At 53.0% G+C, this 23,622-nt stretch carries 24 protein-coding genes; 6 read left to right on the top strand and 18 right to left on the bottom strand.

Features of this window, described 5'->3' with window-relative positions:
• Positions 1-39 precede the first annotated feature (39 nt).
• The 9 genes from I8J30_RS14120 to I8J30_RS14080 form a co-directional block, all read right to left on the bottom strand.
• Entirely contained in the window at positions 40-1,740 is a 1,701-nt protein-coding gene (locus I8J30_RS14120; RefSeq protein ID WP_210658649.1) for an extracellular solute-binding protein, read from the bottom strand.
• A gap of 69 nt (positions 1,741-1,809) precedes the next feature.
• Entirely contained in the window at positions 1,810-3,642 is a 1,833-nt protein-coding gene (locus tag I8J30_RS14115) for a cache domain-containing sensor histidine kinase (RefSeq protein WP_210658647.1), read from the bottom strand.
• On the bottom strand, positions 3,639-5,267 hold the full coding sequence (locus I8J30_RS14110; RefSeq protein WP_210658645.1) for a response regulator transcription factor: 1,629 nt from the start codon (positions 5,265-5,267) through the stop codon (positions 3,639-3,641). Before I8J30_RS14110 ends, I8J30_RS14115 begins: the two co-directional genes overlap by 4 nt.
• Positions 5,268-5,353: 86 nt before the next feature.
• A complete protein-coding gene (locus tag I8J30_RS14105) occupies positions 5,354-5,812 on the bottom strand; it encodes a MaoC family dehydratase (protein WP_210658643.1) in 459 nt (152 codons plus the stop codon).
• Between the two features lie 21 nt (positions 5,813-5,833).
• Positions 5,834-6,157 (bottom strand): L-rhamnose mutarotase, encoded by a 324-nt coding sequence (locus I8J30_RS14100; protein ID WP_210658641.1) that lies wholly within the window; start codon positions 6,155-6,157, stop codon positions 5,834-5,836.
• A 14-nt stretch (positions 6,158-6,171) separates the two neighbouring features.
• Entirely contained in the window at positions 6,172-7,014 is an 843-nt protein-coding gene (locus tag I8J30_RS14095) for an amidohydrolase family protein (RefSeq protein WP_240548072.1), read from the bottom strand.
• A gap of 18 nt (positions 7,015-7,032) precedes the next feature.
• Positions 7,033-8,244: a CaiB/BaiF CoA transferase family protein gene (locus tag I8J30_RS14090; protein ID WP_240548071.1), complete on the bottom strand. Its 1,212-nt coding sequence runs from the start codon at positions 8,242-8,244 to the stop codon at positions 7,033-7,035.
• Positions 8,241-9,440, bottom strand: coding sequence for a CaiB/BaiF CoA transferase family protein (locus I8J30_RS14085; protein ID WP_210658639.1), 1,200 nt, complete (start codon positions 9,438-9,440; stop codon positions 8,241-8,243). The genes I8J30_RS14090 and I8J30_RS14085 overlap by 4 nt, the downstream gene beginning before the upstream one ends.
• On the bottom strand, positions 9,437-10,594 hold the full coding sequence (locus I8J30_RS14080) for an ABC transporter substrate-binding protein (protein WP_210658637.1): 1,158 nt from the start codon (positions 10,592-10,594) through the stop codon (positions 9,437-9,439). The genes I8J30_RS14085 and I8J30_RS14080 overlap by 4 nt, the downstream gene beginning before the upstream one ends.
• A 351-nt stretch (positions 10,595-10,945) precedes the next feature.
• On the opposite strand from I8J30_RS14080, the gene I8J30_RS14075 reads away from it, so the two are divergent.
• Positions 10,946-11,653 (top strand): FadR/GntR family transcriptional regulator, encoded by a 708-nt coding sequence (locus I8J30_RS14075; protein ID WP_210658635.1) that lies wholly within the window; start codon positions 10,946-10,948, stop codon positions 11,651-11,653.
• 688 nt (positions 11,654-12,341) lie between these two features.
• Here the strand turns inward: I8J30_RS14075 and I8J30_RS14070 are convergent.
• Both I8J30_RS14070 and I8J30_RS34220 read right to left on the bottom strand, forming a co-directional pair.
• Positions 12,342-13,109, bottom strand: coding sequence for a class I SAM-dependent methyltransferase (locus tag I8J30_RS14070; RefSeq protein WP_210658633.1), 768 nt, complete (start codon positions 13,107-13,109; stop codon positions 12,342-12,344).
• 123 nt (positions 13,110-13,232) lie between these two features.
• Positions 13,233-13,550 carry a winged helix-turn-helix domain-containing protein gene (locus I8J30_RS34220; protein ID WP_420831229.1) on the bottom strand — a complete coding sequence of 106 codons (318 nt, stop codon included), beginning with the start codon at positions 13,548-13,550 and terminating at the stop codon, positions 13,233-13,235.
• 68 nt (positions 13,551-13,618) lie between these two features.
• Here I8J30_RS34220 and I8J30_RS14060 point away from each other — a divergent pair, with 68 nt between their 5' ends.
• The 4 genes from I8J30_RS14060 (at position 13,619) to I8J30_RS14045 (ending at position 16,231) form a co-directional block, all read left to right on the top strand.
• Positions 13,619-14,143, top strand: coding sequence for a hypothetical protein (locus I8J30_RS14060; protein ID WP_210658629.1), 525 nt, complete (start codon positions 13,619-13,621; stop codon positions 14,141-14,143).
• Positions 14,144-14,235: 92 nt separating this feature from the next.
• Positions 14,236-14,694: a hypothetical protein gene (locus I8J30_RS14055; protein WP_210658627.1), complete on the top strand. Its 459-nt coding sequence runs from the start codon at positions 14,236-14,238 to the stop codon at positions 14,692-14,694.
• Positions 14,695-14,785: 91 nt separating this feature from the next.
• Positions 14,786-15,655: an SDR family oxidoreductase gene (locus I8J30_RS14050; protein WP_210658625.1), complete on the top strand. Its 870-nt coding sequence runs from the start codon at positions 14,786-14,788 to the stop codon at positions 15,653-15,655.
• A 63-nt stretch (positions 15,656-15,718) separates the two neighbouring features.
• Positions 15,719-16,231, top strand: a complete 513-nt coding sequence (locus tag I8J30_RS14045) for a hypothetical protein (RefSeq protein ID WP_210658623.1) — start codon at positions 15,719-15,721, stop codon at positions 16,229-16,231.
• A gap of 78 nt (positions 16,232-16,309) precedes the next feature.
• On the opposite strand, the gene I8J30_RS14040 is transcribed toward I8J30_RS14045, so the two are convergent.
• The 5 genes from I8J30_RS14040 to I8J30_RS14020 all read right to left on the bottom strand — a co-directional run bounded on the left by I8J30_RS14040 (position 16,310) and on the right by I8J30_RS14020 (position 21,140).
• Positions 16,310-17,584, bottom strand: coding sequence for an MFS transporter (locus I8J30_RS14040; RefSeq protein WP_210658622.1), 1,275 nt, complete (start codon positions 17,582-17,584; stop codon positions 16,310-16,312).
• Between the two features lie 70 nt (positions 17,585-17,654).
• Complete coding sequence (locus I8J30_RS14035; protein ID WP_210658620.1) at positions 17,655-18,164, bottom strand: DUF4362 domain-containing protein; 510 nt, start codon at positions 18,162-18,164, stop codon at positions 17,655-17,657.
• A gap of 129 nt (positions 18,165-18,293) precedes the next feature.
• Positions 18,294-19,139: a DNA-primase RepB domain-containing protein gene (locus tag I8J30_RS14030; RefSeq protein ID WP_210658618.1), complete on the bottom strand. Its 846-nt coding sequence runs from the start codon at positions 19,137-19,139 to the stop codon at positions 18,294-18,296.
• A gap of 146 nt (positions 19,140-19,285) precedes the next feature.
• Positions 19,286-19,696 (bottom strand): VOC family protein, encoded by a 411-nt coding sequence (locus I8J30_RS14025; protein ID WP_210659241.1) that lies wholly within the window; start codon positions 19,694-19,696, stop codon positions 19,286-19,288.
• 100 nt (positions 19,697-19,796) lie between these two features.
• Positions 19,797-21,140, bottom strand: a complete 1,344-nt coding sequence (locus I8J30_RS14020) for a helix-turn-helix domain-containing protein (RefSeq protein WP_210658615.1) — start codon at positions 21,138-21,140, stop codon at positions 19,797-19,799.
• 153 nt (positions 21,141-21,293) lie between these two features.
• On the opposite strand from I8J30_RS14020, the gene I8J30_RS14015 reads away from it, so the two are divergent.
• A complete protein-coding gene (locus I8J30_RS14015) occupies positions 21,294-22,451 on the top strand; it encodes an acyl-CoA dehydrogenase family protein (RefSeq protein WP_210658612.1) in 1,158 nt (385 codons plus the stop codon).
• Here the strand turns inward: I8J30_RS14015 and I8J30_RS14010 are convergent, their stop codons facing one another.
• Both I8J30_RS14010 and I8J30_RS14005 read right to left on the bottom strand, forming a co-directional pair.
• Positions 22,452-23,159, bottom strand: coding sequence for a PIG-L family deacetylase (locus tag I8J30_RS14010; RefSeq protein WP_210658610.1), 708 nt, complete (start codon positions 23,157-23,159; stop codon positions 22,452-22,454).
• The gene (locus I8J30_RS14005; RefSeq protein ID WP_210658608.1) at positions 23,156-23,467 is read right to left on the bottom strand and encodes a DUF1806 family protein; all 312 of its coding nucleotides are present in this window, start codon (positions 23,465-23,467) and stop codon (positions 23,156-23,158) included. The genes I8J30_RS14010 and I8J30_RS14005 overlap by 4 nt, the downstream gene beginning before the upstream one ends.
• Positions 23,468-23,622: the final 155 nt, after the last annotated feature.

Below are 23,622 nucleotides of genomic sequence, written 5' to 3'. Positions count from 1 at the left end.
TGGAAGAGCCTGGATAGATATTACATAGAGAAGCAGGGGTTATTCGGTGACAAGCTGTGCCTTTGTTTCCTCATACGAACGTTTATACCAGTCGAAATAGGTATCTGCGCCTGCGTCTATTAATTCGTCTATTAATTCCTGTTGGTGGACTTTGAAGTCTTCGTCGGACTTGGACCCCAGCACGATAATCGGCATCCCTTTCACGAGCAGCTCATCCAGCTTGGTCTGTATTCGTTTGATGTCATCCGGTGGCGTAGGCATTGCACTCAGCACATCGAGCGGCATATGGGACAGCGTTTTCACTTTCCCTTGATCCACGAGCCGTTTGTATGCCTCCGCCGGGTAGGAGACATCGTAGTATTCGTCATAATCCTTGTTCAGCGCATTCACCTTGGTCGCGAATACTGCAGGCGTATTGAACAGATTGACAATGCCTCCGTCGCTGAGCTTCGTATAATCGGCAAGCCCTTGCTGGTTGGCGATCATGCCGATCCCTGTCTTCTTCCAGCTGTCTCCGCCGGCAGCCGCGAGCGTGACCGTCTCCGGTTTCATAGCCGGTTTCCCGTCCACGTACGTCCAATGTACCCCTTCGATGCCGCTGGCAATCAGCCGCGAGCCTTGCTCGGACACGAGGAAATTAATAAGGTCCATCGCCCGCTCCGGATACTTGCAGTTCGCCGAAATGGCGAAAGCGCGATCGCTCCAGCCCGCTACCGTCGTGCCACCGACATTCGTGAATCCCCAGTCCAGCGGAATCGTAACAAACCCTTTATCCGGTCCTTCCTTCAGCAGCTCCGCGTTGATACGCGTAAACGGCCATGTCGCGACCGCCGAAATCAGGGTCCCCTCCGATGCTTTGGCTACGATGTCGTTATATTTGGCTGTAAACGCATCCGGGTCCAAAATCCCTTTCTGCTGCGCCTTATACATAAACATGGCGGTGTCCCAAATCTCACTGTGAGCCGCATCCGTATAACTATTGACCAGCTGCGTCGAATTGGTATTGAACATGCCGTTTCCGGTTATCAGCCCCATGCTTCGAACGCCCCATGTCGACCAGTCGTTCCACATGCTGACCCCATACACTTTCTTGCCATCCTTCGTGGTACCATGCCGCTGAACCATATCGGCCAGCATATTCACCATATCATCAATGGACGTGATCTTCGGATATCCGAGCTCCTTGTAATAATCCCAGCGCACATTAAACCCGACCTGCTGCTCGAAGCCAAAATCGCTCGTGCCGATTTGGACCGGAACCATATACAGCTTGTTCGTGTTGTCGCTCCAGAATTTCCGGATATACGCGAAGCTCTTCTCATACACCGGGAGCTGCAAATCCGGCCCATTCGTCTTCAGCAGCTCATCCAGCGGAATGATGTTATTGCCCTCAATAAGCTCTTTAATGTTCTTATTCGGTACCTGAATAATATCCGGCAGATCCCCGCCGGCGAGCTCCACCTTGAATTTCTGCTCATCATACAACTCAAGATTCATCGTGACGCCGGTCTGTCTCGCAATTTCGTTATAAACTTCGGTATGCTCGAAATCTTTCCCTACGCTGTTCAGCTGTACCTTAAGCGTAACCGGCTGTTTGGCCGGCACGACGGCATTGTTGTTGTCTTCCGTCTGTATATCTTGCGATTGCTGCTGCGGTTCGCCGGTTCCGCTGCAACCGGTCAGCAAGGCAAGCAGGATCGTCATCGTCAACAAGATTCGCGGCCTATTTATCGGCTTCAAGCTGTTCGCCTCCAGTAATAATCGGTGAGGTTGATCGGTCCGTTGGTTGTTGGTTGGCGCTTCCGGTCGTCACGAAGCCGCACTGTCGTAAATGGCGGGAATGGTCATAAACACTTTCGTTTCGACCCCTTCCTTGCTTTGCACTTCAATGCCGTATCGTTCGCCAAAATGCAGCCTGATCCGTTTGTTGACATTGTTCAGCCCGATCCCTTTCGATGTCCGATCGCCGTTCAATTGGGACTGGATCTTCCGGTTGACCTCGATCACTTTATCTGCTGCCATGCCGCCGCAGGTGTCGTGAACGACTACCAACAAATCGCCGCCATGCTCGGAGACGGAGATCTGAATGACTCCTTTATGCATTTCGCCATGAATAAGCGCATTCTCGATGGAGGGCTGGATCATGAAGCGAAGCGTTTGGCATTGCAGCAGCTGTTCCGGCACGTCAAATTCGAACCTCATTTCCTCGCCGTACCTGAAATTCATAATGTTGATATAGTTCTGGACGAATGCTATTTCCTCTTTGATCGACCATAATGGCGACGGATCATAATAAATCGGTCTCAGCATATTGCCGAGGCTGGTCATGCACTCCATAATGTTTGGCGCTTTGGCGATGGCCGCCATCCACTTCACCGTATTGAGCGTGTTGTACAGGAAATGCGGGTTAATCTGGGATTGGAGCGCTTCAATCTCGAGCTGGCGCTTCGTCTTCTCTGTCTCCTCATTCTGATTCATCAGCTCCAGAATCCCGGTAGACATGCTGTTGAACTGCTCAATCAGCAGGCCGATTTCTTTATTCGACGCTTGCGGCAGCGTCATACCGAGATTCCCTCGACCGACGTTCTTCATCCCTTTAATGAGCTGATGCAGCGATTTCATAATGCGGTCCATCCATAAGGAGGCGAAGACGACGATCAGAATAAGAGACAGCAGGAATACCGCGGCGGTAAAACGCCCGATTTGGCTAATATCTCTTGTATACAGCTCGGTAGGCACCTCATTCACTAAGGTCCATCCGGTTTCTTTCATCCGATAATAAATGATTTGCTCATGCGTTCCGGCTCGACTGCCCGCGAAGCTGCCAAACGCATGCTCCGGCGCGAGCTTCGTGTTGAACGGATACGGCTGATCAATCGTCTCCTCGATCGTGCTTGAGATCACTTTGCCATAGCGGTCGATGATGTGCATGGAGCCGCCGGGCGTGCTCTGCAGACTTCCGTAGCTGGAATTGAAATACCGCTCATTCACATTAAAGACGAGCTCTGCGCTCATTTGGCTGCCGCCGATCCATCTGACGCCGCGAAGGGAGGAGATCACTCTGGAATTGGACAGCCCGTCGGGAATCGAGCTGCGCATAAAATCGATCGTCTCCAATCCGCCGGTCCAGATCGTTTGGGGGAAGCTGGATTTCACTTGCTCGTACAGCGAGGTGCGGTAGAAAGGATAATTCTTGCCTACCTCCGCCGTGCTCTGATTCTGCGAGAGCGTTCCCCCGATAACCGTGCCGTTCTCAGCGAAGATATACACCGAATCCAAATAATTATAAGTCGTTAAATATTGATTAATCCGATCCATAATGTCGCGTTCCATTGCAATGAATTCGAGATGCGAAAGCTTGTCGCTTTGCAGAAACGACTGGACTTTGGTTTCCATGAGGAACGTCTTCGACAGCTTATCGACCTCATGGAGCAAAGTAAGCGTATTCATTTCAATCTGACGAAATTGCGATAAAGTGGTTTCCTGTGTTCTGGTTTGGAAGATGTCCAGCGTTTTCTTGTAACTGTAATAGGAGCTGACGGACAGGACAAGCAGAGTAACGGCCATAAAGGAGAATATCAGCTGTGCTTTGAGCGAGATGCCGGAGAGTCGAAACTTGAACTTCGCTGCTTTTGCAATCATTTGTCCTCCGCCTCCGCCGTGCCTGTCCAATCATTGATCCACAATCTGCGGAAGCCGTTCGGCCTGACGCCGGTGTGCTTCTTGAAGGCGCGGCTGAAATAGCTGTCGTCGGTAAACCCGACCTGCTGCGCCACCTCGTACGATCTGAGATTGGTGCCGAGCAGCAGCTCCTTCGCTTTCTCCAAGCGAATGCGGTTGAGATATTCGGAGAAGTTCATTTGCAGCTCTTTCTTGAACAGCACGCTTAAGTAGTTCGGTGTCAATTCCAAGTACTGCGCAATTTGCTGCAGCGAGATATCCTCGTGGAAACGTTCTTGAATGAACCTAACGGAGCGCGCAATGTCTTTGCTCAGCTGCTTCTTAATGCCGCCTCTTGAAATGATTTCGGTCAGAAATTTGCTATAGGCTGTCGCTGCTTCATCCAGCGTCTCGCATTTCTGCATCTCTTCCCCGTAGGCGGAGACAAGCGCCGATACCTCGGACTCGCTAAGCGAGGCGGTGACAGAGGGACAATGCAGCAGCCGGACGAACAGCTTCCTAATATCCTGTTCATGGCTCAGCCGACCGGATGTGAGGAAGGATTGCACGATGGCTTCCACATCCTTCTGCGCCGCTTCTTCGATCATCGACCATTTCTCATGAAACTGCTGCAGCTTCCTGCGCACGAGTTCCTCTGTCGCGTCGGTATCCCCATCGCCGAGGAACAGCAATCGCTCCGTGCCATAGAAAAATTTCTGCGCAACCGCTCGCTCGCTTTCTTTGTACAGCGTGTGCAGCGAAGCATATCCGCTCTTCATGCCGCTCACGCCGAACGTTGCCGATATGTTGAAGAATCGCCCCAGCACCTTCTGGATCTGGGTCATGATCCCGATCATTTCCTCGCGAATTTGATATTCGCTCGCAATATCGCGGAAGCTGAAGATGAAGAGATACCGTTTGTCTTCATCGGACACGACTTCTCCGCGCTGCGACTGTACGAGCAGCTCGTTCAAGACATTCAGGAAGGTAACGCGAATGAGCTCGCCCTTCTCATCGTTGAATTTTGTCTGCACCAGCTCGAAATGATCGATTTCCATCATCGCAACGATGAGACGCTCCGGATTCAGCCGCAGCTTCAATTGATCGATATGATGAACGAACTCGTCTTTGGAATAGAGATGGTAGAAGACGAAGTTCTTGATAATGTTTTCCTTCAGCAGATCCGGATTGCGGATAATCCCTTTGGATGTACCGAGCGTCATCTGTGTGCCGAGCTCCTCGCGCACACGCATCAGGACATTATGGATCTCCTCCTCCGTCATCGTCAGCTTCAAAATATAACTGGAGATTCCAAGCTGCATCGCCTGGCGAATTAAATCGAAATCCTCCATGCACGACAAAATCACGATACGCGTCTGCGCATCCTGGTCGCGAATTTTCTTGATGAGCTCGATCCCGCCCATGATCGGCATGCGAAGGTCGGTAATGATGACGTCCGGACGCACGCTATTGGTGTAATATTCCCAAGCCTCCCTGCCATTGGCTGCATCTGCGCATACGGTCATGCCGTAGTTGTCCCATTGCACGGAGTTTTTGAACCCTAAACGTACCAACATTTCGTCTTCAACAATCATGACGTTGAACATGCAGAAGCCTCCTAGCCCCTCTGATGGTGCTGCAAGCTTACCATACTATTTTGTCTGGCAGATGGTCAATCGTTTCCGCTAGTCCGCTACGTTTCTTGGGAATCCGGCTTATTTCTGTTCACCAGCAGCAGGTGGTCACAGACCAGCACGGTTTCCTTATTCTGATTGATGACCTCCACACGTTCCACAACGACGCCGTATTCCTGACGTTTCGGATAATCCCGTTTCTCCGAGATGGTGATGCGCACCGAGATCGTATCGCCGATAAACACCGGTTTGGTGAAACGCAGCTTGTCGTAGCCATAGGAGAATGCTTCCGGATTCAGTTCACCCGCGGACATCCCGACACCGACACTGAACACCAGCGTTCCATGTGCGATTCGCTGGCCGAACGGCTGCGTTTTGCACCATTCAGCATCCATGTGATGCGGATAGAAATCACCGGTTTGACCGGCATGCAGCACGATATCCGTCTCCGTGATCGTGCGTCCGAATGTGTTTCTTACAGCCCCTATCTCGTAATCGTCGTAAAATATACTTTTCATCGTGGTCACTCCTTAGTCGTGTTAGTCGAGATGAAATACTTCCTCCATGTCCGCCCACCATTCGCCTTCGCGCCTTGTGGCGAGCGGCTGCTGGCATGGCTTGCATACGTCCCACCAACGCTGCGTCGTCTCGTCGGAGGCGATCAGCGCCATATCTTTCTCGTAATCGTCACCGTTATATTCGAAATAGCTAAACAGCCAGCCGTCCTTGTAGTAGATCGAATAGTTCTGAATATGACTCTCCTTCATTCGCTTCAACACATCGGGCCAAACGGCTGCATGCAGACGTTTGTATTCCTCCAGCATCTCAGGTTTTACATGGATTACGCTGCCATATCGCTGCATTCTCGCAGAGCCCCCTATGATTTGATTTGATAAAATTTCGCCGCAGTTCCGCCGAGGATCGCATCCCGCTCCGCTTCCGAATAAGCGGCGATGGCGCGATTCGTTTCGCTCCACACTTTGCCGTAATCACCGGCCAAATTGGCAACAGGCCAGTCGCTGCCGAACATGAGGCGGTCCGCACCGAACTGCTCCTTGGCATAATCGATGTACGGCTGCAAATCCTCAGCCGACCAGTTGTCGTGGTCTGCGGCCGTATTCAGCCCCGACACTTTGGCGAAGATATTCTCGAACTGCGCGGCGCGTGCAAGCTGCTCCGCCCACTCGCCCATTAATTTGTCCTTAATCGGCGGTTTGGCCAGATGATCGATAACGATTCTGAGGTTCGGTACTTCTTTCGCCAGTCGAGGAGCATGTTTGAGATGATCCGGGAACACCGCCACGAGATCGAACGTGAGGTCATATGAGGCGAGCACGCGCAGACCCTCAATGACTGAATCGCGAATGATATAATCAGGGTCCTTCTCCTCGTGAATTAAGTGACGAACGCCTTTGAAATATGGATTCTGCTTGAATTGCTTTAGCTTTTTATCCGCGATTTCCGGGATGTTAAGCGGTACCCAGCCTACGACCGCGGCCACCCAGTCAAACTCCTCCGCCACTTGCAGCATATATTCCGTATCCTCATAGCTGTTCATCGCTTGCACGATGACGGTCTTATCAATGCCCGCTTCCTTTAGGAGCGGTTCCAGCTCAGGCGCTTCGATCGTCCGGCAAATCGTGCCGAATGCAGGATCCAGCCACGGGTAAGCGACCTTCTCCAAATGCCAAAAGTGTTGGTGCGCGTCGATTCTCATCATCTTCGGGAGTCATCCTCCTTAAATTGTTGGACCAATCAGCTGCTTCCGGATTGCTGCTGTATCCTCGCCGACCTTCGGCGAGCCTTTCTCCGAGCGAAACTGCATACCGTCTATGCGGATCGGGCAGCATGTAGTCCGCATCGTTGTTCCGTTGCCGCGCGTGATGGATTGCACCATATTCAGCCTTTTAAAATGCTCCTCCTCCAGCAGCTGCCGCCAATTCAGCACCTGTGCGACCTCGTATCCGGCGGGCTCCAGCGCTGCGGATAACTGCTGCGTTGTCTTGGTGTTGGTGGCGAGCAGGAGGGATGCCGGGTTTGCGGCATTTGCATCATGCGATTCATGGTCTGCGATAGCTGCTTCTTGCTCCCGCGGCTGCACGGTGACGTAGCCGTCGCTCGTGGCATAGATGCCATTGTCAGGCATGGGGAAGCAGGAGGATTGGGCTTCAGGCATGGATTGCCGTTGCGGCAGCAGCCGGGAATACGGCTGGAATTGCGAATGAGCCTTGTCGTCATCGCGATTCATATACGCGGTCAGCGAATCTACTTGCAGATCGAGCGCCGATTCCAGCAAACTGACCTCGACTCTCGCTCCGACTCCGGTCAAGCCTCTTCGCACCAGGCAGCTCAACACACCTTGAACCAGATGCGCGCCGGCAATCATATCCGTGACCGCCAGCCCGAGCGTCATGGGCGGCGCTCCGCAACGGGTCCCCCCTTCATTCGTCAATCCGGACATCGACTGCACGAGCAGATCTTGACCCGGCTTGCCTGCCCAAGGACCTTCGTTCCCGTAGCCTGTAATTTCTCCATAGACGATGGCTGGATTAATCGCCTTGACGGCCTCGTAATGAAGGCCCAGCCGCTCCATAACGCCTGGGCGAAAGTTCTGAATGAACACATCCGCCTGCCGGATGAGTGCATGCACTTCAGCCGCATCGGCCGGATCGCGAAGATCGGCAGCGAAGCTCTCTTTATTTCGGTTGATAGAATGGAATAGCGTGCTGTCTCCATCCAGCTCCATATTGGAAATATACAATCTGCGGCAGATGTCCCCGCTTCCTGCCCGCTCCACCTTGATCACGCGCGCGCCCAGATCAGCCAGCCTGAGCGCTGCGGAAGGAGCAGACAGAAACTGCCCAAAATCAAGGACGAGCATTCCTTCCAATGGGCGTTGATGCATGATCGCACCTTGCTCGGTCCCGCTTTTCCCTCTGAAGTCGATCAAATTCTCTCGCCTCCGTCAGGCTGATGTTGTCCCACCGACGGCTGCGCATCGCGCAGCTTAAACTCCTGCTCGATTGACGCATTGTGCTCCCCGACCTTCGGCGCCGCATTCGTATCGAATAGCCGCTCGCCATTGATACGAATCGGACAACGCGTCGTGCGAAGTCGGCGGGCGCCATCTTCCCGTCCTACGTCTTGCACCATACCTAGCGCTTTAAATCCGTCATGAGCGAACAATCGCTTCCACGTCAGCACATCCGCGCACCAATAATCAGCCGGCTCCAATATTTGAAGCCACTCATCGGTAGTGCGCGTTTGTAGATGATCGACGAGGATTTGTTTAATTTCATCTCGCTGCGTAAACCATGATTTGGGATCTTGGTACGCTGCAAGTGCTTCGCACGCCAATAGCTCGCCCAGCCTTATAACCGATCCCATCGCGAGGGCTAAATAGCCATTCTTCGTTTCATAAATGCCATAAGGTGCGCCTAAGTACGCATGTGCATTGTTCACCGCACTTCGCTGCGGCAGCTCTCCGCCATCGTTCAAGTGTGTCGTCAGTACCTCGAACTGAAGATCCAGCGCGGATTCCAGAAGGCTGACTTCCACACGCCCGCCTTGGCCGGTTCGGCCACGGCGCACCAGACAGGCTAAAATTCCTTGCACCAAATGAGCCCCGGCGAACATGTCCGCGACCGCGAGTCCAAAAGGTACCGGCGGCTGATCCGCATTTCCGTTTAGCCATGCGAGTCCCGATAATGATTGAATGAGCAAATCTTGCCCGGGCTTATCCCGCCACGGTCCTTCCTGCCCATAACCGGTCACGGTGGCATAGACGATGCCGCTGTTCAGTTCCTTGACCGCATCATAACCAAAACCTAGCTTCTCCATGGTCCCCGGCCGAAAATTTTCAATAAGCACATCCGCTTGCGCGATCAGCGCCTTTACACTTGCTGCATCCTCGCTGTCCTTCAAATTCGCCGCATAGCTCTCTTTTCCCCGATTAATCGTATGAAAAAGCATACTGTCGCCGTCCACCATCTGATTCTTGATCGACAGCTGCCGGTTCAGTTCACCGGTCCCCGGCCTCTCAATCTTGATGACCCGCGCACCCATATCACCAAGCCGCAGCGCGGCCGACGGGCCAGCCAGAAACTGACTGAAATCCAAAACCAGCAGTCCCTCTAATGGTTTCACTTCGCCGCCTCCATTCCGGATAACCGATAAAACTCATTAAGGCGCGCAAGCACTGCCTGCGGCCGCCCGCCGGAAATGATATAGTCCCGTACCGCATCGCCCGCATGATCTTGGAATTCCAAATATCCGCTGTATCGCGGCCTCAAGTAGGCGCGGTCCAGTGCCGGCAATGTTGCCTGAAAATACCCGTTCGTCCGCCGATTCAGCTCCTCATCGACCCAAGCGGCGCGGTGTCCGGGCTGGCCTCCGTTCTCGGCGAACAGCGTTCGCTGGATCTCCGGACTAGCCATATAGGCAGCATATTCAACCGCTAACTCCATATTGGCGCATCGTGCCGAGACGCCAATTCCGGTGCCGCCAAGCGTGGACCGAAGCGGCCCATGAGCACCGAGCGACACCATATCGGCAAAATGAAGCAAATGCCGCGCATACCCCGCGCGAGCGTAATTCGAGTAGCCATAAGCGAACGGGCAATAAGCGATGCGATCTCCTGAGGACATGGCCTCGTACACTCGGATGGGATTCCAATTCAACATTTCAGTTGTACACAGAAGCGTCAGCTCACGCAGCAGCTCGAGTGCTCGAACACCGGTTTCTTCGCTCACTACTTGATCACCGTTGTTGCTGCAAGGCTCTTCCCCCTGCGTGACACAGAGCATGTAGAAATTCATCAACGTATCGACGGAAATCCCCGCAAAAGCAACCCGGCCTTTCCTCGCTAATGCAAGCAGCTCATCCCAAGTCTGCGGTACATTTTCGTTTGCAGCAGCAAGTAAGTCTTGCCGATAAGAAGCTACCGGAGTTGCCGCATCTACAGCGAATGCTGTCTGCACGCCATCGAAGAGGTAGCTTTCATGTGAGCGGCCAACCGTATGCTGCGCTTGATCGGCCAGAAAATCGGCGGACACATGCTGCTCGAGCGGTACCAATATTCCTTTATCCGCTGCAAAGCCTGCCCAAGGGTGATCGATAATGAGCAGGTCATATTGCTCGGCCAGCCGCTCGATCGGCGCATCGGCGAACTCTTGCAGTGATCTCTTTTCCCATTTGATCTCCACGCCCGGATGCGTTTCCATAAAACGCTGCGCGGTCGCCACCTTCGGCACATAACCTCTGCTATGGTTCCATGTAATGCCTCTTAAAGTTGTCGTCACTTTGTCATCACCTTTCAGCTGATCGACTAGTATTGGGCGGTACTCTGGTAGTACCACGATTGATGGATTGATGGATTGATGGATTGATGGATTGATGGAAGACTGGGAGACTGGATGGCTGGAAGATTGAGAGACTGGATAGCTCGATGGAAGGCTAAATGGATGGACAGCTGGATAAGTGACTAGATGGCTGGATGACGAAATGGCTCTTCTTTACTCGGTTTCTGTTTCGTGTTAAGCTTTTTTCAGATCGGTTCTCTGGTAGTACCACGAGACCAGAGTATCATGAACCATGATCATCCATCAATCTTAATTTTTAATTCCATGTGCAGCCTAAGGAGACTACCTTTCATGATACAGATTGAACCCGTCAAACGACTAACGGTTACCGAACAAATTATGGAGCAGATCGCTCAACTCATTACGAACGGTCACCTCGAGCCTGGCGCGCAGCTGCCTAACGAACGCGAGCTGGCCGAGCGGTTCAGCGTTACCCGCGGACGTGTACGCGAGGCGCTTCGCGCACTTGCACTCATCGGCCTGATCACCATTAAAGCGGGTGAAGGCAGCTTTGTGAATAAGCAGGAGGAGCCGATTCCATCGGATACGATTGCTTGGATGTTTCATCGCGAGAAGCATAATCTCGATGAAGTTTATGCTGCGCGGCAGCTGATCGAAACCGAGGTATACCTGTCAGCCGCCGGACAGCTCACCGAGGAGGAGCTTGCTCTGCTTGATAAGAAGCTCGCTCATATGTCCGCATCGGTTCATATGGATGCCGATGCATTTCTCCAGCTGCTGGATGATTTCGACCTTCGCATCGGCGAACGCTCCGACAATCGAATTTTCAACAAGCTGATGCAAATGAGCATCCATCTTAGGCGAGAAACGAGCCTAAAGCTGCTCCGCGTACCCGGCGCCAAAGAAAACAGCGTCAAACAGCGCTCCGCCATTCTCGCCGCGCTTACTTCGCGCGACAAGAAACAGCTGCACGCCGCACTCAAGGGGCTTTTCACATCCTCGAAGCAGTTCTACGCCAACATTATGAAAACCGACTAAGGTGGCGACGGCCCCCTTTCTTTCGTAACTCTTCCCCGCTATCCCCCCACCAACTGCCCCCTATCAGCAGCTGAGAGTCTCAAAATCAAACTCTCAACCACAAAATCACACTTTTCCTGCACTGAAAGTTCCGAAATCGAACTCTCACGTCACCTAAACCAACTAACTGCCCCCTTTCAGCAGCTGAGGGTCTCAAAATCAAACTCTCAACCACAAAATCACACTTTTCCTGCACTGAAAGTTCCGAAATCGAACTCTCACGTCTCCTAAACCAACCAACTGCCCCCTTTCAGCAGCTGAGGGTCTCAAAATCAAACTCTCAATCGCATAATCCCACTTTTCATGCACTGAAAGTTCCGAAATCGAACTCTCGCGCCTCCTCCCCCCACCACTGCCCCCTATCAGCCTCTATGAATCGCAAAAAATCCGACTCACGTCCTTCAAATCTCCAAATACTCATCTTCGCCACACACTGAGAGTCGGAAAATCCGACTCTCAACCGCGAAAACACACTAATCTGACGCTGAGAGTCGCCAATTCCGACTCTCGAAAAACCGCCGCTACTCCCCCCACCCACTCGGCGACCAAACTTCTGCTCTCCTTGCTTTCAGCCCCTTCTCCCCCACCAATCAATAAAAAGAAGGCTGCTCCAAAAGCCGCAATCCCGCTTCTGAAACAGCCCTCTACTTTACTTCCTTATCGCCTCGTACGCATAATTCTGCTTCCCATCGCTTGGAGCTCGACCAAATTCGTAATTCGCCGACACGACCACATCCGTGAAACCGATGCTCTCCAGCACCAGCTTAAACTCGTGCACGCCGTACCACCGCAAGGCAAAACGCTGCAGCTCCGTCTCGATCAAAGCACCATTGCGCCATTTCTCGTATTTTAACAAGGACACTTTGTATTGATCGAATAAACTCGCTTCCAGCAGCTTGCCCTCCATCGTGATCAGATCGCCATCCGGCAGATGAAAGGTCGATGATCCGCTGAATCCGCCGCTTTCAAAATGAGTGTCCGGCAGAAACAGATCCAGCAGCAATCGTCCGCCCGGCTGCAGATGTTCGTACAATCGCTTCAATGCAGCAATCGAATCCTCTCGATTCTCAATCAATAAGAACGAACCGCCCGGAATAATGATCGCTTCGTAACGATCGGGCAAGTCAAGCTCTACGAGATTCGCTTCGAACAATCGCACGGTCAGACTTCTGTCTTCGCACCGTTTGCGGCAAGATTCCAGCATTTCGGGTGAATAGTCCACGCCGTCAACAAGCAATCCCGCCTCCAGTAGAGGAATAATGACGCGCCCGGAACCCACCATCGCTTCAAGAATTCGTCCTTTGCAAGAGCTTAGCCGTGCTTGGTAATATTCCAGATCGCCGTCTAACGACTGACCGACACGCTTCGTTAAATCATAAACCTCGGTACATAATTTTCCATAATAGCTATACGACATCTATTCTTCCCTCCATGAGTTGGCATTGTTCACGAAAGGGATGTTTTGTCTTATCCCTTCCGAACCGACTTGCTCCGGATTAAACGCATTTGCATGGAAATCACTCGCCTTCATCAAATTAACTCAACTATATGCGCAAGGAAAATTTTGGTCAATGGGAGAGTTTGTTTTTAACCATTCTCTACTTGTCTCGGTTATGACTAGTTGCTTGTTAGTATCGTATGCAACACATGCAGCTCGTAATAAATAGGTTCTCGCGGATATGATCCGATTGATATAGATAAATGGTCTCCCGCATATCACTAGCTCGCTTCGATCGGAGTCGGTTAGGTTCAATGCGACCGCCGGTTGTTCTAAGATCGAATCCATGGTATGGGGTTGACCATCATCAAACACTCGTACTTGCCCGGCATTGTTTTGCTCAGCTGCTTTTGTGTCCATGCTAAAAGCAGAAGGCGGCAACGCCACTTCCGGCTTATGTTCCATTCAAAAGGAGGTGCTCGATCACTATGGATTCTACAATGGATGCTTTAACCAGACAAGCGTACGCAACGCCGGCAGTCCGTGCAAACCTTGTGAATTCCGGCATGATTTCGCTGTATTGTGACTATTCCGGTTCCGAGCAGCATGTTCATGCGGTTGCGTGCACATTTGTGTTCAATCGGTCCCTACGTGTGCAGGCTAAGCGGCTCGAGTACGATTATGCCCTCGGCTCCGATTATGGCGAGCTGCAGGCGGTTCATTTTAGCCTGGAATGGCTTGCCCGTGCCTTAACAGAGGAACAGCTCCGGCCCAAGCCTAAATCTGCTGTTGTTTTCACCGATTGTCACGCCATAGAGAGACTGCTGACGAAGGCTTATTTTGCCGATGCCCGCTATGCCGTGGTCCGAGATGATATTCATGCGATCCTGGAGCGATTAGGTACCCTGCGCCCGGATATGGAGATCAGGATCAAGCATATGCACCGTCATAAGACGAACAATGCGCTGCACCGCATGGCTCACAATGCCGCGCGAAATTGTATCGGCAAATAAGGTTAGAAACTTTTCATATACCCCTGATTCCTGACGGCGCGCGCGTATTGTATAGGGATGCCTTAAATTCTGCCAAATGGAGGAAGATCAATATGTCGCAAGAATCCTCTGCAGCCTCAGCGCGCAGCTTCACGGTTTCCGGTGAAATTTTCTCGATGCCCAATCTCGATATTTATGCCCAAATGACGTATATCGTGCTCAGTTCCGGCGCGTCGGACTCGCTTTCCTTAAGCGTGCCTGATATGGCCCGCAAGGGTCGAATGACCATCAAGCAGGTCATTAAAGCGATGCAGGATCTTACCGAGCAGAAACTGATTTCCCATAAAGTGTTCCGGCACTTAATTGGCGAGTTTCAGGACGATCGTCTGTCTTGGTCGGCGAAAGGGCTGCTTACTTACTGCAAGGAACATCCAAGCACCAGCGTAGATGAACTGATCGCGCTGTCCGACCAATCCGATGAAAATGAGTCCACGATTCGCAAAGCGCTGCTTGAGCTGAAGCATGCCGGTTATTTGGAGGACTATCCGGAGCTTCGCCAGATTGCCACGTAACCTAAGCGCGAGCTGGCAGGCATGCCGCTTGACCTACTGACATACCTATAACCATAATTGCCGCATGTCTGATACAAAGGAGAATCGGCTTATGGGACCTTTTGCACCTGATTTATTGAAAGGGAAAGTCGTGCTTATCACAGGCGGCGCCACCGGCCTCGGCCGCGCGATGGGCGAACAATTCCTTGCTCTCGGCGCTCAACTGGCCATTGCCGGCCGCCGTGAGGAAGCGTTGCGACAAGCAAGTGCGGAAATGAGCTCCGGCGGGGCTGCTTCGGCACCCGTGTTCTACCAGATCTGCGATGTCCGCGATCCTGCTGCCGTTCAAGCGCTCATGGACGCGGTGGAAGGACATTTCGGTCATATTGATGTCCTTATCAACAATGCTGCGGGCAATTTCATCAGCCCGACCGAGCGCCTCTCCCATCGCGCAGTCGATGCCGTGCTCGGAACCGTGCTGCACGGTACGTTCTACACGACGCTGGAGCTGGGCAAACGCTGGATTGCGCAAGGAAGAGCCGGGACGATGCTCAACATCGTGACCACCTACGCTTCCTCTTCCAGCGGATCCGGCTACGTTGTGCCATCTGCAGCGGCGAAAGCCGGCGTGCTGGCGCTCACCCGCTCGCTTGCCGCCGAATGGGCACCGCATGGCATTCGGCAGGTGGCCATTGCACCGGGGCCTTTTCCAACCGAAGGCGCCTGGTCGCGCTTGATGCCGACGCCGGAGATTGAGCAGCGCCTGCTCGGGCGTATTCCGCTCGGGCGAGTCGGCGATCCGATCGAGCTCGCCAATCTCGCCGCTTATCTGATTTCCGACTACGCCGGCTACATCAACGGCGAGGTCGTGACCATCGACGGCGGAGAATGGCTGCAAGGTGCAGGCCAATTCAACGGACTTGCGGATGTCACGGATGACCAATGGAACGCACTTGCCGCTTTGTCTCGCAAAGGCAAGTAAGCACGCTTTTGCGAGGACTAGGACAACGGATACTCCCCATATCCTCCAATAAGGGAGGGGATCATGATGCGTTTCACAGTCCGCTACATCCCGTTGAGCAAAATCAAACCCGGCTTGCCTGTCGGCATGACCGCCCGCCTTCGGTATTTGCGCCATTTGATGTGGGATGGCCTGCATCTCATCGTCGTGCAGAAGGACCGCAAGGATGGCCAATACCGCATTTTACTCGGCAATGACCGCTATGAGTATTTGCGCAACCATACTAAGAAATTGACGGCACCCTGTATCGTCGATGAATCGAAGCTCGGTGCCCGACTACAGAATTGGCTCCAGCGCTTCACGCGCAAGCCGCCCACGGCTGATCCTGCTTCAGCGAGCGCGTTGAAACGGCTAACCCCCTCCAGTTGGGCAATCGTTCGTGCCTATTTGAAAGAGGATCACCGTTTCAAACAATTATCCCGCAAGCAGCAAGCGCAAGTGCTCCTCCTTGCGGTTCGTCACAAACAAATGGTCGTCTCGGCCATGAAGTCCAAGACGGATCAATTACTGGCTTCACAAATAAACGGCAAAGGCTGATTATTCGCCTTTGCCGTTTGTGTGTTTGAATTCGCCTTTGCCGTTTGAGTGTGAATTCGCCTTTGCACGATTCGACGCTTACGCTTCAGCAGGTTCGCGCCTCGCCGGATCGCTCTTCCCTCTGCGCTCCAGCATCCCTTGTATAAACCACGTATAACCGATAAAACCAAGCAGCGTTGCTACAGCCGTCAGTACGAAAGGCAGCAAATAATGATCGCCGGCCAGAATATACCCCGCCCAGTAGGATGCAATCGTATTGCCGACGCTTCGGGATACCGTTCGCATACCCGCAAATAAATTCCGGTCTTCCTCGGCTACGGCCGACATCGATTCGCTGTCTATGATGTTGTTTAGCATGGTGAAGCCTGTCCCGCGTAGCAGGAGCAGAATCGCAAATGGCGCCGCCGGTATAGCTACGGCCATCAGCGCCACAATCAGAATGTTGTAGAGAAACAGAACGATGAAGCTTCTACGGCTTCCGAGCTTCTCAATGAAATACGGCATAATGATGGAACCGATGAAGAAGAAGAATCCGGACAGCGCAAGCAAACCGGAGATCGTGTCATCATTCATGTCAAAGCGGAATTTCAGAATGACATTCAGAAACGGACTGAGTAATCCATAAGTGAACCCGGAATTGAAGATGAGCAGCGAGAGCGCAAGCAGAAAATAAACCGCATGCCGCTTCTTTTGCCGTCCGCCCGCAGCGCCTTTTGCATCTTCCTTCTGTACCTCTTGTCCTTCATTCGTTGCCTGGTCAGGCGCCGGCAACAAGATTCCTCTAAGGATCGCGGACAGCGCAAAACAACCTGCCGCTGCGAAGAAAGCATATTGATATACCGTCGTACTGCCCTGAATCCAGTTAGGCAGAAACCCGCCAAGCAGCGTGCCGATCCCCGTGAACAGCGTAAATACGGCAAAAAGCAATGAATAAGCGTTGGTCTCTTCCTTCTTGCTTTTGCAATATTGGAAGATCAGTTGAATCTCCGAATTGACGATCGCCGTAACGCCAAGCGACCAGATGAGCTGCGCCGCTGTAACCGCCGCCCTGCTTGTGCCTAAGCCGAACACTACGAGCGAGATAAAGGAGAGCAGCATCCCGATAACCAGCATTCGTTTGCGTCCGACACGCTGCACAATCAGTCCCACCGGCAAGCTCGTCAGCCCGATCGTGAGCGCTCCGAGCGATGTTATTTGACCGATGGCACCCTTGGAAAATCCCAGATCAAGCAAATGCAAATTGAGGATGAGGCTAAAGATACCCGCCCCGATGCCAAACAGACTTTCCGTGGCAATAAATCGCTTTACGCCCGGAGATAGATCACGAAATAAATAATACGTATACTTCCACATGATAACGCCTTTCCTCTAGCTGATGTCCTCCTATTCTAATGGATGCAGAGGTCGCCTTCAACCGCTTTCGTCATTTGGCATCAGCCGCAAAGTAGAAGGTATCCGCCGTCTTCTGATCTACGCAGCCGGTGAGCACGATATACGACTGTCCTTGGTCGTTCTGCTTCGTGTCCAAACCCTCACATGTCGTGCTTGGTCTGCCCAGATCGCTCCCGAAGGCATCCATGCTATTGTCAAACGTATAATAAATCTGCTTCCCGTCGTATGTAAGCTCATAGAAGATCGGATCCCCTTCAATCGTATATTGGGTAATCCGCACATTCATTCGGCCGGCTTGTTTTTCTTTCGCGTGTTTCACAAATTGATTCCATTTCTCTAAGTTTGAGTACTTCCCATGCACATTAACAACGTCGCCATTCTCGATTGCCTGGTCAGGATTGTAAGGTTCAGCCACCTTCGAAAAATCATCCCCGGCCCCTTGCCTCTTACCGCTGCCGTCGGTTTGGCCGCTGTCTCCTACTCGGCCGCAAGCCGTCAGCAGCAGCAGGGCTAATGCAATAATTGCCGCTTTTCTCATCATATAACAATCACCTCATGCCTATCGACGCGAAGACATCCGCGAAAGTTGCATCACGGCAGCCATTATGCTGGCTGCCGTGAAAGTCGTCGCAGCGTATTGGAACGGCAAGGCCGTTACGCCTACGGATGTTCATAAAGTTAATCTTAAGCGCCGGATGAGCTCTGGCTGCGTAAAAGGTTGCTTCCTCCCCCAGCGTTTTACGCGGACGAGGTACGGGCTTGCCGGGTTTTTCCGGTGGTAGAAGCCGGGAACGCGCATGACGCGAGCGAGGTCCGTAATTTGGGGATCGGAGTTGAACTTACGGACGAGCGCTCGCTGGATGGGGACGAACCAGCCGATCGATCCTTTTCGGATTGCCCAATAGATGTGGTAGCCGTTTTTGGTTTCGACGATCATCGAACCGCGAATGAGCATTCGGTGCTTGGCAAGAAACTTCTGTTTGAGCTGCCTCACTCTTCGCTTGCCCCGCTGGGCGATCAGCCGATAAAGTCCTTGCTTGGTAGGTGTCACGGTGATGGATTCGATCTGTTCCACCGGGTCCGCTTGCAGCTCCTGCTTGCGGCGCTCCGCCTCTTCGCTCGTTTGCAGCAATTCGGAGATCTTGTTGAGGTCGACGTCGATGAAGTGGGCGCGAACCTCCTTGAAGTCGCCCCGGGCTTGCTCCCGATAATTGACGGTCATGAACACCGCATAACCTTCTTTGTTTTTGCGGAGCAGCGGAACGGACTTCTTGGCAGGAGTCAACAGCGTAATCCGAGACAACCGGCGCTCTAATTGCTTCATCGGTTTATGCAGCGTCATCGCCCTCGCTTTGCTCTGCGAAGTAGGCCGCGTCGGTTTGCGCGCCATCGTATCGTGGACAAGCGTAAAATGTAAAGTTTGGCTTCTTCTGCAGCCGAGTTTCCTGATAAAAAGCCGGAATTGACGAGAACGCATCCACATGCGGCTGGCATGCAGGGTCAAACGCTGCTCCACTCAATCACATCCTCAATTTAGGCTGACATTACACGCTGCTTTTCCTTAAAATAATCTTATTCTGCCATGATTCCATGCGTGTGGTCGAGAATAAAAAACAGCAGCCGATTTCTTATCGGCTGCTGTCATGTTTAGTAAAGCGAGTATCATTCCCGGCAAATCATCAACTTGTTGCCGTCCGGATCCTTCACGACGAACCAATGGTCATGCTCGATTTCCGTAACAAGCTCGACCCCGAGCTTCTTCATATAGTCCAAGGAACCTTGCAGATCCTCCGTCATCAGCATAAACGCCGGCGTCTCGATCGATGGAGGACCGCCCGGCCCTTGGCCGCCCCACTGCGGCATCGTATCCAATATGAGGCCGGTTCCTTCCATAGGCAGCGGGCACAGGTGACCGGACAAAATTTCACAGTCGGCTGCGCTCAGCCCGAGAATCCGGCAATACCAATCGCGCGACTTCTCTATATCCCGAACCGGTACGAACAGGCTTCCGACTTTGTTCTTGATAGGACTGGAAGATAAGGATTCCGCTTCGAATTGTTTCTGTTCATTCATGGTTTTTCCTCCACTAATCAATTTAAAGGCTTTCGGTACCATCAACGGCCGATAGTCTTTCGGTATATCCGTGCGAAGTGGTTCCCTGCTCATCTACTATTTACTCCTCTACCAATAGAATCGGAATATATAATTTAACGAGCGTATCCCGCTCGATATCCCCGTCTTCCAATGTATGATAGGATGCGAACCATTGTCTGGCTTCATCGAACCGGTACTCTCCGTTGACCGCAATCCACCGATGCATCGAATCCAGAATGCCGGTTAGTTGCCCGTAAGTCTTGGATTCGCGGCAAGCATACAATCCCGCTCCCATGCGCTTCCGTTCAAGACCCGCCTCTAGCACGTTTGCCCGAGCGTTTACAAGGATTCCATTCTCCCACCAGTATTCCTCCGAATCGCCGGCGCCATCGTTGTACGACATGTAATAATAACCTTCGTCATCCCGGCCAATGCCGGAAGCCTGCTTTACATGCCAGTCGATCAACCGCCGTTCGGCGGCCTCTTGAGCCCCGGCCCCATGTTCTTTGCAATAATACGCTTCGGTCGACGGAAGGCTCACGACTACAATGGATTCGTTGCGCTGCTTTCGCCGTACCGGGAGATACAAGTTCATTCGAGCAACTTTGCCGTTGTAGGCGATGAACTCTTCGACGTACGGATGCGTACCGATTTCGAAAGTGCTCTTCGGCAACCAATCCGATAGCAGCTGGTCCCAACTGTCTTGAACGATCTTCGGGGATTTGGCGGAGACTTTCCTAACGGCATAGAGACCTCCGACGAATTCCACCTCCCTGAAAGCATGATGCCTAATTTGCTCTTCTTCGCAGACCACAAGCACCCGGTACCCATATTGCGCTTTGCCTTCTGTTGAGGGAAGATCGACATTGTGCCCGAATATCCTCATCTTCGAAGCCGATTGTGGGCCTGCTAACAACTCGTTGACGACTCGGAAAGCCTCGTTCTCCATCCCCAGCTCCTGCTCCGCAATATGCAAGTAGGCATAGGCCTTCTCCGGCATGAACCGGATCACTTTGACCTCCAGAAAACGTTCGCTCTGCTCCCTATCTTCCAAGTAAGCGACCCGTTCTTCCAACCGAATCGGTTCGAAGCTATAATAGATGTCGGCTTGGCGGTAAGCTGACGGAGTCAGTCCGACAATCTTCTTGAACACCTTCGCGAACGAGTGATTCGACTCGAACCCGCTTTCCCACGCCAGATCCTCGATGGTTCGCTTCGAGTTTCTCAAGTGAGCGGCAGCTACGCTCATTCTTCTTTTTCGGATATAGTCTTTAATAGGGTGTCCGGTAAGCGAAGAGAAAACGCGATACAATTGTGCGACAGAGAGATAGGTCAGTTCTGCCAAGCCCGCGAGATCAATTTCCTCATCTAAGTGCGCTTCGATATAATCAATCGCTCGCTGCACGGATTCCTGATAGCGCATGCTTCATCACCTGCTGCTTCGGTTTCTTTAGCCTTATTATAGCAAAGGTAATTTCTCCCACAATGTTCAAAATTCTCAGATATTGTTGCAAACCTATTGCTCTCACTATGCTGGATTGGGTTGCTATACTACGAGAAGAAGGAGTGAGTTAGGATGAAACGATTTATTGACAGCCCTATTCGCAATGATGAAGAACGCACTCGAGCTGCTCTCGTCGAGCGGCTGGCAGCCCGGTTTGCGGAGCGAGCGCCCAGGTACGATCGCGAGGGTGCGTTTCCATTCGATAATTTTGCCGATCTGCGGAAGGACGGCTATCTGCAGCTCACCGTTCCTCGGGCTTTCGGCGGCGAAGAAATCTCGCTGTACGAGTTCGTCCTGCTGCAAGAAAGACTCGCTTACGGGGACGGCTCAACCGCGCTATCCGTCGGCTGGCATCTCGGCCAGATTATGCATTTGCGTACGACAGGTAAGTGGCCGGCGGATACGTTCGAAGCACTTTGCCGCTCCGTCGTAAAAGACGGCACGATGATTAACACGTTCGCCAGCGAAGCGTCCTCCGGCAGCCCGAGCCGCGGCGGCCGCCCGGAGACGATCGCGGTTGCCGCGGACGGCGGTTGGCGGATCACGGGACGCAAGACGTTCAGCACGCTGTCGCCCATTCTCGACCGCTTCGTGGTGTCCGCCTATCTCCCGGATGAAGATTGTACAGCCGATTTTCTTATTCATCGGTCGGACCGGGTGTCGATCGTAGAGACATGGGACACGCTTGGAATGCGCGCGACGGGCAGCCATGACGTCGTGCTGGACGGCACTTTCGCCGGCGCGGACAGCCGGCTGCCCGGCAAAGGAATCGATGACGGCGGCGGTTGGCTGCTGCATATTCCGGCGTGCTACATGGGCATTGCCCTTGCCGCGCGGGACTATGCACTGGCATTCGCTCGCTCCTATAAACCTAATTCCTTGGATAAACCGATTGCGGCCCTTCCTTCCGTTCAACAAACGATCGGGGAAATGGAGGTCGAGCTTCGCACCGCCCGCACGCTGTTGTATGCGGCGGCCGACAGATGGGACAAGGAACCGGCGGAGCGGATCGCGATGAAGCCGGAGCTCGGCCTGGCGAAATATACGGTCACGAACAACGCCATCCGCGTCGTTGACCTGGCGATGCGCATTGTCGGCGGCACCAGCTTATCGCGCGCGAATCCGCTGGAGCGCTATTATCGCGACGTCCGAGCCGGCTTGCACAACCCGCCGATGGACAGCTCGGTCATCCAGATGCTGGCCGCGTCGGCGCTTGGCGAGGGATCCTAATTAAAACAAATTGTCACTCGCCCGTAGCGGCGCGTTGACGTCCCCTTTCAGGAAATATTCATACTTTCCGAACCGGGACAGCGCGGCTTTATCGGGTTGCCATACCCATTCGTCGATTTCGGTCTGGCAGCGGTGAGCGCGGAAGGCGGCGAGCTTAGCTGCGTTGTGCGCCTGCACGTCGACACGGACAACGTCCTTGGCGGTGTACCCGAAATGCTCCGGATGCTTCAGCGCGTCGCCGAAGGTAATGAAGAATAACGCTCCCTTGTCAGCCGAACGCCGGAAGGCTTCCGTCGCGGCCTTACCGATCGCGCAGTGGTCCGGATGACCGCCGTACCGTTCATGGAACGTCAGTACGACGTCCGGCTCCACTTCGCGGATAAGAGCTTCAATGCGCCCGATCAGCAATTCTTCGTCTGCGAATTCAACGGTTTTGTCGCGGAGGCCGAAGAAGATCAGCCTGCCGATGCCCAGGCAATCGCAGGCTTCCCGCAATTCCTGCTCGCGGGCGGCAGCCATCGTTTCGCGATTAAGATACGGCGGGTTTCCCATGCGGCGGCCCATATCGCCCTTCGTTGCGCTTACCAGCGTAATCTCGACGCCTTCGGCTGCGTATTTCGCAAGCGTGCCCCCGCAAATAAACGATTCGTCATCGGGATGGGCGAATACCGCAAGCAGCTTACGTTTTAGCACTTGTTCATGGCTCATTCAGGAAACGGCTCCCTTCCTATATGCAGCGCGACGTTCATGCGACCTCTGTCGTCATAGCCGGCCAGCAGCAAGCGGCCCTGTCCGTCTGCTTCGAAATGCGTGAGCGCCTCCATCCGCAGCCAGCCGTGGCTGTCGAAACGGAGTGCGGCGCGGAAAGACTCTTCCCCCGCGATATAAGCATGCGTTACCCGTACCTTGAAATTGCGGACGAACATGAACGACGTCGCTTCACTGTGGATATAAACCTCAGCCCCAACAAACTTCCGGAGCTCGGTCTCCACTTCCATTCTGTTTATAGGATTCATAGCGCAAATCTCTTTTCTTTAGGGAATGTACGATCAAGCTTATTGTAGCATGAGAGGAACCTAACCTCGATTCCGGAGCTGCTGCTGCTCGATATTTTCTAATAAAAGCAAAAAAGGTAACCCGTTTCGGTTACCTTAAAGCCATACCAGTTATG

Source organism: Paenibacillus lignilyticus (genome assembly GCF_017942085.1).
GTDB classification, from domain to species: domain Bacteria; phylum Bacillota; class Bacilli; order Paenibacillales; family Paenibacillaceae; genus Paenibacillus_Z; species Paenibacillus_Z lignilyticus.
The sequence above is the reverse complement of the archived record's forward strand: the minus strand, read 5'-3'. Positions and strand labels throughout refer to the sequence as shown.